Raw genomic sequence first — 14,719 nt, forward strand, 5'->3', positions numbered from 1 at the left:
AATTTAATATAGAATTCAATTCGTATTAAAAAGATGAAAAAAATAAAAAAGTGAATCATATATTCATTTTTATTTTAATGATAAAAAATAACATTAAGTTATTTAAATGAAATGAATTAATCTATTATGTCATCTAATAAAACAGAAAAACCGACCCAAAAAAAATTAAAAGATTCTGCAAAAAAAGGGCAATCTTTTAAAACTAAAGATTTTATTATTGCCTGTTTAATGTTAGCGGGCGTGCAATATTTAATTTCTTTTGCTTCTTTTAGTGAATTAATGTTTCTTTATAAAGAAATTATTTCTTTTAATTTTGAATACGATATTCATCGTTATACGATTTCTGTTTTATCGATTGGATTTAAAATTTTTTTACCTATTTTATTGCTCTGTATATTTTGCTCCGCCTTACCGAGTTTATTACAAACTGGATTTTTACTAGCGACTAAAGCCATCAAACTGAATTTAGGCGCACTAAATCCGACTAAAGGATTTAAAAAAATATTCAGCTTACGCACAGCCAAAGATGCCGTTAAATCTGTTTTATATTTGGGTACTTTTTTTGTTGCAGTCCTAGTGGTTTGGAATACAAAAAGAGGTGTTTTATTTCAACAATTACATGGCAGCAGCCCTTATGAAATCACGATGGTTTGGGGCCAGCTTTTACAAAGCATATTATGGACCTGCCTGGGATGCATCGTGATTATTTTAATTTTAGATGCCTTGGCAGAATACTTCTTGCACATCAAAGATCTGAAAATGGATAAACAGGAAGTGAAACGTGAAATGAAAGAACAAGACGGAAACCCAGAAATAAAAGGAAGGCGTCGTGAATTACATATGGAAATACTTTCGGAACAAATTAAATCGGATATTAAAAATTCACAATGTATTATTGCCAACCCAACACATATTGCAGTAGGCATTTATGTGAATCCAGATACTGTCATGATGCCTTTTATTTCAGTTTTAGAAACGAATCAAAAAGCATTGGCAGTCAGGGCTTATGCAAAAAAAGTCGGGGTCCCTGTTATTCAAAATATTTCATTAGCCAGAGCAATATATAAAAACAATAATCGCTATTCTTTTGTTCGTATGGATGAATTAGATGAACTCTTAAAATTATTGTTCTGGTTATATGATGTAGAAAGCGAAGGGTATTATAAATTACTTTAAATGCACTTTATAAATTACTTTAAAGAAACTAATAAAAATATTTTTATAAAAAATGATCTATCAATAATGCAATTTTTTGAAGCATTTTAAAAACTGGGGGAAATATGAGTGTAATACGAGATATTAATCAAAAAAAAATATTAGAAATAGATGATGAAACAGCAGAAATGCTGTCTGATGCGATTATAAATTCAGCGTCTTTAAAAGATATTCATAATATTCCTGAAGAAATGATGGAGGGATTATATGCTTACGCTTACGATTTTTATCAAAAAGGAAAACTGGATGAAGCAGAAACATTCTTTCGGTTTTTGTGCATGTATGACCTTTATAATTCTGATTATTTCGTCGGGCTCGCGGCCGTCTATCAATTAAAAAAACAATTCAAAAAAGCCATCGATTTATACGCTATCGCGTTTGCATTAAATAAAACCTCTGATTACAAAATTGTCTTTTTGAGTGGCCAGTGTCAATTATTCATGGGCAAACCCAGACAAGCCAAACTCTGTTTTGAATTAGTGTATGAAAAAATAGAAGATCAATTCATACGAAAAAAAGCAAAAGCGTATTTAGACACCATGCAAAAAATAAAATCTAAAAAAACAGCCACACAGGAGGCATAACATGCTGAACAATGTCGCAGGTTCATACAATCCTTTCATTCCGTCACCTGATTACCTGATTATGCCGATCCTAACCAATTTGAAGAGGAATTTGACGCTCAGGAAGATGATCATGAGGCTGAAAGTGCTGTTGATGATAGAAAAGGTTTTATAGGACGACGCGGCTCACAAAAAGCCGCGAAAAAGCGTGCGGAACATCCTATGAAGGAAGCCGCACAACATAAAGCGAATGAGTTAGAGCTTTTTGATCCTAAAACGTTTTTAGCTCAAGCAAATCAGGCATTATTAGAATTACAGCTCGTCGAATCTGCTGAAAAAACCGATCTTGAAAAAAATCCTGAGTTCACAGATATCCCGATTATGAGAGCGCCTGTTAGCGGAGCGGAATCTTCCTATGGGGGATTGTACGAGCTGCTTGGAGAGGTCGCTAATATTTTGGGGGATGCGGATATTGTTAAGTTAAAAGAGAATTTAAAGTTATTGAAAGAAAACAGCAAAGCCGTAGAAAACAACTCAAAAGAAATTCAAGGTTTAGTCACTAGCAGAGAAGAACTCAAGGAAGAACTGCAAAAATTATCAAAAATCACAGATAAAGAAGAGAAGGAGAAAAAATTACAACAAATCAGTCTAAAAATTAAAGACCTAAATGAAAAAACAAATACTTTACTTAAAAATTATGATCTGACTCACGATCAAATGAAACGCATGCAAGACAATGTTTTATCTTTAACGCAATTAATGGCTGAAGTAATAAATCTGATGAGTGAGAGCGCTAGCATTGACATACAAAATACTAAAAAAGTGATGGAAGCTGAATTCCAAAACAATATTACACAAATGAAGGAGCAAATAAAAAAAAATAAAGAGGCAATGGAGAAAGCAAAAACCATGAAAGAAAAAATGGGGTGTATTGCTAAGGTGATTGGACATGTAGTCACTGCGATTACTGTTCTCAGCAGTATCGCTGCCGTTTTTACAGGGGGAGCCAGTTTAGTCATAGCGGCACTTGCTCTAGGTTTATTAGCTGCAGACAAAAGCCTGGAACTTTCTGGAAAAAAATCATTAACCGCCAGGGCCATGGAGCCCCTCATGAAAGCCATAGCTGATGGTATTGCATCTAGACTTGAAAAAGATGGTCTTGATAAAAACACGGCTAATTTAATAGCCGCCATCTTGACTGCAATTATTTTGGTTGTAGCGCTTGTGTTAGTTTCAGCAGGCTTGGCTTTGAAATCGGTTTCTCAATTAATTTCTAAAATCGTCCCTAAATTTATTTCAAAATTTATTGGAAAAATGTCCTCAAAAACAACCCAGTTAATGCTTAAGTACGGTAATTATGTCATGCAGGCTCTGCGTGCAATTTTACATCCAACCGGTCATGCAATAAACGGCACGGGAGAGATTATCTCGAACGAGTATAAGGGAAAGTCCGTGGATGCTCAGGCTGAGATCAAAAGGTTACAATTTGAGAGAAAGCGTATTAATGAGCTAAGACAAAGTATTGAATCGCCTATGGAAAGCATTTCTGACGCAGTAGTTCATTTAAAAGAAGATCTCAGTCAAGCGATCTTGAGAGCACTTTCGAGTATGCAAGTTTTTGTAAGAGCCATAAAAGGCTAAATATTACTTATAATAAAAAGGAAAATACATATGAACGTTACACCAAATGACGGTAATAAAACCAATCCCAGCAGTACCCCCCCAGAAGAGTTAAATCCTCAAGAACAGCAACCATGCGCTTCTGGTGTTGAAGACTGTTCTGACACGCTTGCGGAAGATGCTATAAAGAAAAATACAAGGGCTGTTGTTTTAAAAAAAGCAAAAAAATCAACACAAGCTCATGAGTTAGGAAAAGAGGGAGCAGAAGCTGAGTTTAACAAAAATATAGAAACAGGTATCAAAAATATTAATCACTCCTATTCAAAAGCAATTGAAAAACTGGAAAATTTAGTTACAAAATTGCAGAACCATCAACATGTATCTATGGAAGAAGTTGAAGCAATCATATCTGAACATGAATCAACATTAGAGTCTGAGTCTGATTCAGACTCAGATATAAGCGATGAAATCTCGGAAGAGATGTACAATAAAATCAATGATATCGTCGAATCAGCATTAAAAGATCCGTCAATTTTAGCAGCAGCATCTGAACATAAAAAGCTTTCTCAAAAATATGAAAAAATAATGGGTGCGCTTAAATTGGAGATCAGCAGGCCTGATATATTTTCACCTGAAAATAGAGGAAGCCTGGCTAATCTAATTTCAATGATTGGTGAACTCAAAGTTTTATTACGTGATATGCAAAGCAGTGAAATAGCTATCATGAAGAAAATGGGTGAACTATCTAAAAAAGCATTAGATTCAGAAATTTTGGGGATGAAAGAGCAAATGACGGCTGAAAAGACGGCGGCCATATATGGACTTATTTCTACCATGACCGTGTCAGCGGTTTCAGCAGTTGCGAGTTTAAAAAGTTTAACAAAGACTCATCAAGCAAAAACAAAATATAAAGAAATAGAAAGCACACATAGACCACTTGCGAAGGCTAACAAGCAACACGCTAACAATTCACGCAATCCAAAGGTTAAGGAAATTCATGAAAAGGAAAAAAATGAACACCTGGATGCAATTAACAAAGCATACAATAAAAAGCATGAAGAGATAAAGAAAGCAAAAGTGTATGAAAGCATCTCTAGTGCTGGGTTTCAAATGGCCGGTCAGGTTGGTGAAGTCATCAGAACCGTCACCAAGCAATCCCTGGGAGAAGAAGCGATGGTGCAACAAAAGCTCAGTGAATATGAAAAAAATCTTGCAGAGAGAGGATTACAGGATGCTCATGACGGCCTGACAAATGTCAATAAAGGTATCAATGGAACTGCAGATATAGCATCAAATACTATAGGTAGCCAGATACAGGCCTCAAAATCGGCGTAAAAGAGCAGAAGGGGATGATTCATCTCATACCTAATAATACAAAAAAGTTCTCAACTAAAATAATAGGATTCAACATTTTATGGCTACTGCTACTGCTACTTCCAGAATCTGGATGTCTTCAAGTGAATATATAAAAACCGAACCAAATGACAAAATTCCAGAAAATCAATTGGATAAAAAAGAGAGAAGTCTTTCAGACTCTCCTTCTCTGGAATTCAAAAACCATCATAATAATAATGCTAATGTTGAAATTTATAAAGAATCTTTAAAGAATTTTTTATCAGAATTCAAATGTTATCAGAATGAACAAACAACAGAATTAAATCAGCACATAGGCGCAACACATCTTCGTGCAATGATAGCGTTATCAAAAGCCTCGAGTGCTGAACAGCAAACACTTTTTCAAGAGATATTTAAAAAAACCTTCATCTCCGAGGGTGGATCAGTAGAAGTGCTGAAACGCTTTATTTTAGATTCAACAGGTCTGGAAGCGAACGAAAAAGAGTTTTGTGAACAACAGATTGCTAACCTTTTTCCTGAAACATCTTCTCTTATTTTAGACCCAGTGAATAAACAGTTAAAAAATGACAGCGGCAGTACAAATGAGCTTGATGCGCCGCCAGCCCCACCGAGCCTGCCAGGAGAACCGATTCATGTACCACCAGCGCCACCGAGCCTGCCAGCGCCACCGAGCAGCGATGGAGGTGGCCTGCTAGAAAGAGTGTATACGAAAGTAATTGGTGTTATGGAGAGTGTCAAAGATAGTTATGTTGATGTACATGGACGTGTGTCGAACGCCCAAAAAGACTATTCAAAAGAATTGAGCGAAATAAATCGTATGGAACAATGGATAGACAATACGGATAAGTCTGGCGAAAAAATAAAATTTAAAGCAGGTGCCTATCTCAACGCATTAGAGGAATTGAAAAAGAGCTATGGGGTCGAAAAAGGAACCAAGATAGTGTTTAAGGATCAAAAAAAGTCACAAGGCGGTGATTATGTCAATGTTAATGAAGCAAATAATGATAATGCGTCTATTGAAGTTTCGCAATATAACACTGATGGTAGTTATACCAAGAAAAAAGTCTTGTATCCTACAGTGGCAAGTGAAGTAAATGCCAAGTTAACAAAAAAAGATCAGATGACAAATTTGTGTAATGACCTTGGATTATCGCCTGAAAAGTCTCTTGTTGAAGTGAAGATATGGGATGAAAGTAAGGGAAGATATGAAACAGGCTACATTATCGTTGCGAATCCCTCTGATATAGATACTCTGATTAAGTCGGTAAAAGACACGTTTCCAGAAATTACTGAAGACTCACAACGGACACATAAAGAATATATAGATTATCTTGAAAAGGAGTTAAAAAGACGTCAGGATCATTATAAAGACGTATCTGATCGATTTAAAAATACGTCATCTTGGGCATTTTGGGAAAAAATCCCCCTAACGACGGAGGCTAATAAATCATACGATCTTTTGAAGGCAGCAGAAAGGGAGCTGAAGGATGCGAAATCCAAAATGGCAACAAACGATAAATTCTACGAAATAGATATTCAAAAATTTGGCCCATTGAAAACGACTGGCACCACGATGACAGATAATGCTTTAGGAGACACCAGACAATCCGCGCAAAAATTGAGTCAAGCCCATTCGATGGCCGAAAATTTATATAAAGTATTAGCTAATGCATGTCAGATGATAGCAGAGGCTTTGATAGGAATTGTAAGAAATTGGTGAATACAATGCCTTTTATAGAGACGCACAAAAATCAGATGGTGACCCAAAATACGTTGGGTCAGAACAATGATGAGCATAAAACTGGCGCCTTGGAAGAAAATTTAAGAAAGGTCAGCTCTATAGATCATCCTATGCCTGGTTCAAAAATAGCAACAGATGATCAAATGACGACTGGTATTAAAGAAATAAGGGGCGAGATAGAAAAAAATATAAAAGAAAACGAAAAAGAACGCGTCGCCAAGTATCAATTACCTCAATGTCGATATCAATTACCTCAATGTGAAGGCAATGAAAAGAAAGTCGAATATTTTAGCAACATTGTGAATTACGCGGCTATGATACTAGAATCTGTAGAAGGCAAAAGTGATGGTCAAAAACTGGGAAAATGGACAAAAGACTTACAATCTGATTTTTTAAAATTAAAAACCGCATTTGAAAAATCTAATGACCAACAGAATTCTTTAGATATTTTAAGAAAAAACAAAAAACTGACTCAGTCTTTGCAGGGAACGATAAGAGAAATAGTTGATGATTTAGCTAAGAATAATAAGCACGAAGATAAAAGTATCCTGGATATTTTTATGGAAAAAAATACTTATTTGAATTCAGATGAGATGAAAAAACATGTTGATTTAGATAAGCATGAGTTTAGACAACTAAAAAATCATGTTGAATCATTTTCTTCCCTGGATCCCGCCAATTTAATTAATTGTCAAGATATTTATAAGGCATTATCACAGGATTTACCCTGCTGTTATAAACTTAAAGGCGGTAAAAACACGACACCTCATTCTAAAGGAATACCTCATCGACCAGAAAAAATGACCCATAGTCAGTCAGCGAAGTCATCTTTACGAGAAGCTAATAAGCGATCAAATGATAATCTAGAGTCTGTCGAAAATACACCTGGCCGCGCTACTAGTACAGTCAATCCAAAGTATCTGATAGAAAAAAAAGATGAAACGAACAGCTCTAATTCCATAGAAGGCAAAGCAGTCGAATCCACACCAGAGACCTTGAAAGCAATAGAAGATGAAGATTTACAGCCACTGACAAAAAACGTTCAGTATCGCAATCATCCTAACCTTTTTGATATCTGGAATTTTAGCACCAGTAGTTGGATAAAAAATTCGTTCATAAATGCAATATATCGTTTTTTCAAAAATTAAGTGATCATCCGGTGAATAAAAATCGCTTTTGAGAGAATTTAAGAATGAATTTAGCCCATTGCCAAGGATCGAGATAGACCATTTCTTGTATTGTCAGAGTATCGGTTTTAAAAAATGACATTTTAATTAAAAATACCATTTTTTTCTTGCCAGTTGCACAGCAGCTCGTTAGTATTCGCTCGCGTTAAAAACCAATAAGAAATGTTGATATGTGCGTCCGTAGCTCAGTTGGTTAGAGCACCACCTTGACATGGTGGGGGTCGGTGGTTCGAGTCCACTCGGACGCACCAAGTGGTTTCTTTTTTTCTCTTCATTTTTTTCTTTATCTTCTTTCACAGATCAACACCAACACCTATTGTTTGAACGAAATACAGCCTATCAGGTCGTGTATTCAATAGGTTGATTGTATAGAGTAAAAATTTTACAGTTAATATTTTAGACAAGGAAAGCCCCTGAATGACAAAATCTTATTTGTTTTTTTATTTTTTTTATTGATGGTCAATATGACATCACAGGCGAAGAACATTGTAACATCACCCTCTACTGAGCCTTCTCAAGAATCATCCAACCCAATAGAAATAGATGATGTAACAATCATTTCAACACAGCTTATTCTTGATAATCAATTTCAGCGGCTCTGCAAAAAGTGGGGGTTTGTGATCTGTTAGTCTTCTACCAAACGTTGTAAACCGACTACTTTTTCATTATTTTGAGTACGTATTAAGGTCACCCCTTTCGTGTTCCGGCTGATTGAATTCATTTCAGATGCACGAGTACGAACTAAAGTGCCTGCATCAGTAATCATCATTAGGTGATCGTTTTCATCTACTTGAATCGCCCCCACTACATTGCCATTGCGTCCATTCACTTTGATAGAAATCACGCCCATACCGTTTCGAGACCTTGTGGGATATTCTTCTTTGGAGGTTTTTTTACCATAACCATTCGCTGTCACGGTTAAGATATCTCCGTCTCCACGAGGAATGATCAGTGACACAACGCGATCTTCTTGAGCCAAACGTATTCCCCCAACCCCTCTTGCGGTTCGGCCCATGGCGCGGACATCATCTTCTGAAAAACGAATGACTTTTCCTTTAGAGGAAAATAACATCACTTCATTAGTGCCATCCGTGAGGTCGACGCCTATCAGTTCATCCCCGTCATCTAAATTGAGTGTGTAGATGCCAGTGCTGCGAGGGCGACTAAATTCCAATAAAGCGATTTTTTTGACCACGCCACAGGCGGTTGCCATGAAGACATATTGCCCTGTTTCATAATTTTTAATCGGTAAAATAGCGGTAATGCGTTCATCGGGATTTAATGGCAATAGATTCACTATGGGCCTGCCTCGTGATCCACGACTTGCTTCAGGTAATTGATATACCTTCAGCCAATAAAGGCGCCCACGGCTTGAAAAACATAAAATGTTATCGTGCGTATTGGCCACAAGCAGGCGCTCAATAAAGTCCTCGTCCTTGGTTCGAGCCGCCGATTTCCCTTTCCCTCCCCTGTGCTGGGCTTCGTAATCGCTCAGAGGTTGATATTTTATATATCCTTGATGAGAAAGTGTCACCACCACATCTTCTTGAGGAATCAAATCTTCAAGATGAATATCCGCGGTATTGATTTTGATTTCAGTACGACGTGGATCATGATATTGGGCTTTGATGGACAAAAATTCTTCTCGAATGACTTCCAATAAACGATCGGGATCAGAAAGGATTTTTTGTAATTCGTGAATGGCGTTTAACAGTTCTTTATATTCATTGAGTAGATTGTCGTGTTCCAGACCCGTTAATTTTTGTAAACGCAGATCCAGTATCGCTTGGGCTTGCTGCTCAGTAAAATGATATTCCCCGTTATGAATCCCAAATCTGGCTTCTAACCATTCTGGACGAGCGATATCTTTTTCATCTCCAACACAATCTAACATGCTCGTCACATGACCTAATGGCCAAGCCTGCGCCAGCAATCCTGTTTTGGCTTGAGTGGGGTTCCCAGCATTGCGAATTAACTGAATAATGACATCAATATTGGCTAAGGCCACGGCTAATGCTTCCAAAATATGAGCCCGATCACGAGCTTTACGTAATTCAAAGAGCGTACGGCGTGTCACCACTTCTCGCCGATGTCGTATAAAAGCCCTCAAAATGTCTTTTAGGGTCATGACTTTGGGTTGCCCGTGATCCAAAGCCACCATATTGATGCCAAAAGAAACCTGTAATTGTGTCAGCGAATATAGCTGATTGAGTATCACCTCAGCGATGGCATCGCGTTTTAATTCAATGAGGATCCGCATCCCCTCTTTATCAGATTCGTCACGCAAGCAACTGATCCCTTCCAAGCGTTTTTCTTTGACCAGTTCTGCGATTTTTTCAATCAATTTTGTTTTATTCACCTGATAGGGAATTTCATCGACAATAATGCTTTGCCGCCCGGATTTTTCGTCCACTTCTATGTTTGCTTTAGCTCGAATATAAATTCGGCCTCGCCCTGTACCATAGGCCTGTTCTATGCCTTTACTCCCGTAAATAATACCGGCGGTAGGGAAATCAGGGCCTGGCATATGTTTCATCAAATGTTCAACACTGATATTTTCATCATCAATGTAAGCAAGGCAGGCTGCTATGACTTCAGAAATATTATGAGGAGGAATATTGGTTGCCATCCCAACGGCAATACCCGAGGATCCATTGATCAACAAATTCGGTATTTTGGTTGGCATCACCTCTGGAATTTGCTCTGTTTCATCGTAATTGGGCACAAAATTCACTGTGTCTTTGTCAAGATCTGCCAGTATTTCGTGCGCTATTTTTGACATGCGAATTTCGGTATAACGCATGGCAGCGGGAGAATCTCCGTCAACTGAGCCAAAATTGCCCTGGCCATCCACCAGCATGTATCTTAAAGAAAAAGGTTGGGCCATACGAACAATGGCATCATATACTGCGGTGTCACCATGAGGATGATATTTACCAATCACATCCCCGACGACCCTGGCCGATTTTTTATAGGCTTTGTTCCAATCATTCCCCAATACTTTCATGGCATATAACACACGGCGATGAACGGGTTTGAAACCATCTCGAACATCGGGTAAAGCTCGCCCAATAATAACCGACATAGCATATTCTAAATAGGAATCTGTAAGTTCTTGTTCAATGTTGATTGGGATAATTTCTTTGGCAAGCTGGCTCATTAAAGTGCTATTCCTTTGATATTCTTTTTGATGATGGAGGGGATCTAAAATGATTTAATACTATCACAATCTGAATCTTAGCCGGATATGATATCTTCAATCTCTCACAAAAAAGGAGCCATTTTTAATCATGCCAAAAATCGACAAATGGAATAAACCACACAACGTAGATGAACAGGAAATCGCCAAATTTTCGGCTCTGGCTTCCCGCTGGTGGGATACCTCGGGAGAATTTAAGCCATTGCACCGTATTAATCCTTTACGTTTGGATTATATTTTGCAGCATACAAAAGGGATTTTTGAAAAAAAAGTGCTTGATGTCGGTTGTGGCGGGGGGATTTTAGCAGAAAGTTTGGCACGAGAAGGAGCTCAGGTGACAGGATTGGATATGGATGTTCAATCGCTACAGGTTGCTCGGAGGCACTCCCTGGAAAGTGGGCTTGAGATCCATTTTGTGTGTCAAACAGTGGAATCTTATGCAGAAGATCATGCTCAAGATTATGATGTGGTCACCTGTATGGAAATGCTCGAGCATGTGCCAGATCCTGCGTCTGTTGTGCGGGCCTGCGCGACGTTAGTCAAACCTTCTGGTCATGTTTTTTTTTCGACCATTAACCGGAATACCAAAGCCTGGTTGTTGGCAGTCGTGGCGGCGGAATATATTTTAAAAATGTTACCTAAAGGAACGCATGATGCAAAAAAATTTATTCGGCCATCAGAGTTGATTGACTGGTTAGAAGCGGCCTCTTTGCAGGAAAAACATATGATAGGCTTGCATTATAATCCGATACTGGACCGTTTTAAGCTTGGCCCGAATGTGGATGTGAATTATATGTTGTACGCTCAAAAAGAGATGGACTGATCTCATCACCAGTGGTGATTAAAAAAATGATTCAGGCAAAAAAACTGACAGCGCTTTCTATCACTTTTTTTTGTATTTCATCAGAAAGATTGTAAAAAAGAGGCAGGCGAACCAAACGATCACTTTCTTGTAGGGTGTTTGTATCTTCCCCAACGAAGCGCCCAAATTTTTTCCCCGCGGGGCTGATATGCAATGGAACGTAATGAGAAGTGATGAAAATATCATTCTTTTTCATATGATGAGTAAAATGTTCCCGATCTTCTTTATCAGGTAATTTAATATAAAACATATGAGCATTTTGTATGCTGTCTGTAGAGACATAGGGGAGGCCTATCTGGCAAGACAAAGCGAACCGTTCTAAAGCGGAATAATAATTTTTCCACAATACCCACCGACGAGCGTTGATCTGATCTGCGGCCTCTAGTTGCCCCCAAAGATACGCTGCCTGTAAATCGGACATTACATAGCTCGACCCCAATGAACGCCAGGTGTATTTATCCACCTGACCCCGGAAAAATCGGCTTCTATCAGTGCCTTTTTCACGAATGATTTCAGCGTTTTCAATCAGGCCCTTGTCATTAATGAGGATCGCCCCCCCTTCTCCACCCGCTGTGTAATTTTTGGTTTCATGGAAGCTAAAACAACCGATATCTCCTAAGGTTCCCAGGGCTTTTCCTTTATAGGTCGACATCACACCTTGTGCAGCATCTTCCACCACATATAAATGGTATTTTTTGGCCAAATCAAGGATAAAGTCCATTTCACAAGAGACACCGGCGTAATGTACAGGAACAATGGCCCGTGTTTTTTGAGTGATCGCCGCTTCAATTTTTGTTTCATCTATGTTCATGGTATCGGCACGAATATCAACAAACACTATTTTTGCGCCCCGTAAAACAAATGCATTCGCGGTAGAAACAAAAGTAAAGCTTGGCATGATCACTTCGTCATCGGGTTTGATATTTAACAGTAATGCCGCCATTTCAAGAGAAGCGGTGCAAGATGGCGTCAGAAGTGTTTTTTCGCATTTAAAACGTGCTTCGATCCACTCTTGACATCGTTGGGTAAAGCGGTTGTCACCACTGAGTTTTCCCGATTGCATGGCTTGTTGCATGTAAGCAATCTCGGTTCCCACTATGGCGGGTTTGTTAAATGGAATCATTGCATCCTCTCTCCATTTTGCTCAATCCATTCACGCAACATTTTTATGTGGCTCTTCCAGTGCTGTTTTAGATCATCGACGCCATATTGTATTTTATTCCATTGAGATGTGGTTTGTATTTCGTGGCAACATTGCTGTAAGTAAGACAGTCCAACAGAGCCGCAGGCGCTTTCAATTTTATGTGCCTCTTCTAAAATACCCTGCTGATTCTTTGTTTTTGCATGATCCTCTAATGTGGCCAAATAATGAGGAAGCGTTTTTTCAAACAGCGCCACATTTTTTTTCATGGTCGGAAATCCTAACAGTTCTATGTAGTGTTTTAGCAAGGTCAGATTGAAAACAGATCCTTTATCCTCGATATCTCGATACTGCTGTTTTCTCTCTGGATGAGGTGGGGAAAAATCGGAAAAGTATTTTCTGATTATTTGAATAAGACTTTGCGTAGAAAGCGGTTTAGAGAGTACCTCATTCATGCCTTTCTCTAAATACTCTTTTTCTTTTTTTAAGATATTAGCCGTAAAGGCAATCAAAGGGGGCAGTGACTTTTGATGATGATCTGATCGAATCTGCTGAGCAATCTCAAAACCAGTCATATCTGGCAGATGAATATCCAAAAAAACCAGATCAAAACGTTCAGGACTAAAGATTGACAGCGCTTCACTGCCACTCATGGCCACTTCAAAACTGATCTTTAATTTTTTAAAAACAGCGCAAGCGACGGTAATATTGATATCAACATCTTCAACCAAAAGAACATGAAGCAGAGGCAAATTGATATCCTCATTCTTCAAAACGGCTGTGTTTTCTAAACATAATGGCGCTTTTACGGACAAAGTAAAACAAGATCCCTGACCCTTCATGCTCTTTACGGTAATGTCCCCTCCCATTTTTTGGGCGAACTGTTTTGATACAGCCAAGCCGATACCAGCCCCTTTGTTTGCTGTTTTGCCTGGAGTGTTTTTAATTTGATAATACAGAGTAAAAATTTTATCTTGTTCTTCAATAGAAATGCCAATACCAGGGTCTTTGACACAAAATATTAATCGATTTTCTGACTCATAAGAGACGTTAACAATAATTTTACCTTGATCAGAAAATTTGGCGGCATTACCAATTAAGTTCCAGAGTATTTGACGTAACCGCGTACCATCGATAATGACTTTTTTGGGTAGATCAGGCGACAGTTTTATTTTAAATTCTAGCCCCTTCGAATAGGCCAATAAATTAGAAATATGTTCTAATTCCACACAAAAATCAGTAAGAGAAATTTCTTGCTCATCGAGCACCATTTCGGCCCGCTCTATTTTATTGATATTCATAATATCGTTAAAAATATGAATTAAAGTGAACGCATTGATATAAATCGTTCTCAGATATTGTGTTCGATCAGGGTTTAATTCTGTATCCAGTAAAATATGACTGAGCCCCACAATCCCACTCAGAGGCGTGAGTAACTCATGACTGATGGTGGAGATAAACCTGTCTTGATCTCTATTGATTTTTTTTAAAGCATCTTGATGAAAAAAATCCCGTGAGCGCATTATTTCAAATTGATCAATCAAACGAGATAAACTTTGACGGGATTGCTCCACTTTTTTGATGACCCTGGAGAGAAAATACAGTATCACTACTACAGTAAAAGAAATAAAAAAAATGAGGCGTAATAAATTAAGCTCATTCATTTTTTTATCTAGTGTAAAAACTGTAATAATTTCGATTAATGTGGCTGTGATTATCAATAAAAATGATGATAAAATTGAAAAATTGAAGTCTCCGATATTTAAGATTAAATGAACACATCGGTTTGTTAACATTTTAAATTGCTTCATAAATATCTATTACCTTTTTATTTA

9 protein-coding genes, 1 tRNA gene and 1 pseudogene are annotated in these 14,719 nt (G+C 37.8%); 8 read left to right on the plus strand and 3 right to left on the minus strand.

Annotated features, from left to right (window positions below; genetic code table 11):
* The first annotated feature begins 126 nt into the window (after nucleotides 1-126).
* The 7 genes from HDEF_RS06795 to HDEF_RS06825 all read left to right on the plus strand — a co-directional run bounded on the left by HDEF_RS06795 (nucleotide 127) and on the right by HDEF_RS06825 (nucleotide 7,933).
* Nucleotides 127-1,176, plus strand: coding sequence for an EscU/YscU/HrcU family type III secretion system export apparatus switch protein (locus tag HDEF_RS06795; RefSeq protein WP_015873901.1), 1,050 nt, complete (start codon nucleotides 127-129; stop codon nucleotides 1,174-1,176).
* Nucleotides 1,177-1,280: 104 nt separating this feature from the next.
* A complete protein-coding gene (gene sicA / locus HDEF_RS06800; protein WP_015873902.1) occupies nucleotides 1,281-1,799 on the plus strand; it encodes a type III secretion system translocator chaperone SicA in 519 nt (172 codons plus the stop codon).
* Between the two features lie 201 nt (nucleotides 1,800-2,000).
* Nucleotides 2,001-3,419 carry a type III secretion system translocon subunit SseC family protein gene (gene sctE, locus HDEF_RS06805; protein ID WP_015873903.1) on the plus strand — a complete coding sequence of 473 codons (1,419 nt, stop codon included), beginning with the start codon at nucleotides 2,001-2,003 and terminating at the stop codon, nucleotides 3,417-3,419.
* A 30-nt stretch (nucleotides 3,420-3,449) separates the two neighbouring features.
* Nucleotides 3,450-4,733: a hypothetical protein gene (locus tag HDEF_RS06810; RefSeq protein ID WP_015873904.1), complete on the plus strand. Its 1,284-nt coding sequence runs from the start codon at nucleotides 3,450-3,452 to the stop codon at nucleotides 4,731-4,733.
* Between the two features lie 79 nt (nucleotides 4,734-4,812).
* On the plus strand, nucleotides 4,813-6,474 hold the full coding sequence (locus tag HDEF_RS06815) for a hypothetical protein (protein ID WP_015873905.1): 1,662 nt from the start codon (nucleotides 4,813-4,815) through the stop codon (nucleotides 6,472-6,474).
* A gap of 5 nt (nucleotides 6,475-6,479) precedes the next feature.
* Nucleotides 6,480-7,643, plus strand: a complete 1,164-nt coding sequence (locus tag HDEF_RS06820; protein ID WP_193432919.1) for a hypothetical protein — start codon at nucleotides 6,480-6,482, stop codon at nucleotides 7,641-7,643.
* Nucleotides 7,644-7,856: 213 nt separating this feature from the next.
* Nucleotides 7,857-7,933 (plus strand) — tRNA-Val (locus tag HDEF_RS06825).
* A gap of 380 nt (nucleotides 7,934-8,313) precedes the next feature.
* Here HDEF_RS06825 and gyrA read toward each other — a convergent pair.
* Nucleotides 8,314-10,842 (minus strand): annotated as a pseudogene (gyrA, locus tag HDEF_RS06830) (DNA topoisomerase (ATP-hydrolyzing) subunit A); the annotation flags it as partial.
* A gap of 130 nt (nucleotides 10,843-10,972) precedes the next feature.
* Between gyrA and ubiG the strand changes: the two are divergent.
* The gene (gene ubiG, locus HDEF_RS06835; protein WP_015873908.1) at nucleotides 10,973-11,704 is read left to right on the plus strand and encodes a bifunctional 2-polyprenyl-6-hydroxyphenol methylase/3-demethylubiquinol 3-O-methyltransferase UbiG; all 732 of its coding nucleotides are present in this window, start codon (nucleotides 10,973-10,975) and stop codon (nucleotides 11,702-11,704) included.
* Nucleotides 11,705-11,735: 31 nt separating this feature from the next.
* Here ubiG and rffA read toward each other — a convergent pair whose 3' ends face one another.
* Entirely contained in the window at nucleotides 11,736-12,866 is a 1,131-nt protein-coding gene (rffA, locus tag HDEF_RS06840; protein WP_015873909.1) for a dTDP-4-amino-4,6-dideoxygalactose transaminase, read from the minus strand.
* Complete coding sequence (locus tag HDEF_RS06845; protein ID WP_015873910.1) at nucleotides 12,863-14,695, minus strand: ATP-binding protein; 1,833 nt, start codon at nucleotides 14,693-14,695, stop codon at nucleotides 12,863-12,865. The genes rffA and HDEF_RS06845 overlap by 4 nt, the downstream gene beginning before the upstream one ends.
* Between the last annotated feature and the right edge of the window lie 24 nt (nucleotides 14,696-14,719).

This window comes from Candidatus Hamiltonella defensa 5AT (Acyrthosiphon pisum) (genome assembly GCF_000021705.1).
Taxonomy (GTDB): domain Bacteria; phylum Pseudomonadota; class Gammaproteobacteria; order Enterobacterales; family Enterobacteriaceae; genus Hamiltonella; species Hamiltonella defendens.

Coding starts and splice junctions, on each gene's coding strand:
- rffA (WP_015873909.1), bottom strand. CDS start 12,866: ATGATTCCATTTAACAAACCCGCCATAGTGGGAACCGAGATTGCTTAC.
- HDEF_RS06845 (WP_015873910.1), bottom strand. CDS start 14,695: ATGAAGCAATTTAAAATGTTAACAAACCGATGTGTTCATTTAATCTTA.
- HDEF_RS06815 (WP_015873905.1), top strand. CDS start 4,813: ATGGCTACTGCTACTGCTACTTCCAGAATCTGGATGTCTTCAAGTGAA.
- HDEF_RS06810 (WP_015873904.1), top strand. CDS start 3,450: ATGAACGTTACACCAAATGACGGTAATAAAACCAATCCCAGCAGTACC.
- HDEF_RS06795 (WP_015873901.1), top strand. CDS start 127: ATGTCATCTAATAAAACAGAAAAACCGACCCAAAAAAAATTAAAAGAT.
- sicA (WP_015873902.1), top strand. CDS start 1,281: ATGAGTGTAATACGAGATATTAATCAAAAAAAAATATTAGAAATAGAT.
- HDEF_RS06820 (WP_193432919.1), top strand. CDS start 6,480: ATGCCTTTTATAGAGACGCACAAAAATCAGATGGTGACCCAAAATACG.
- ubiG (WP_015873908.1), top strand. CDS start 10,973: ATGCCAAAAATCGACAAATGGAATAAACCACACAACGTAGATGAACAG.
- sctE (WP_015873903.1), top strand. CDS start 2,001: ATGAAGGAAGCCGCACAACATAAAGCGAATGAGTTAGAGCTTTTTGAT.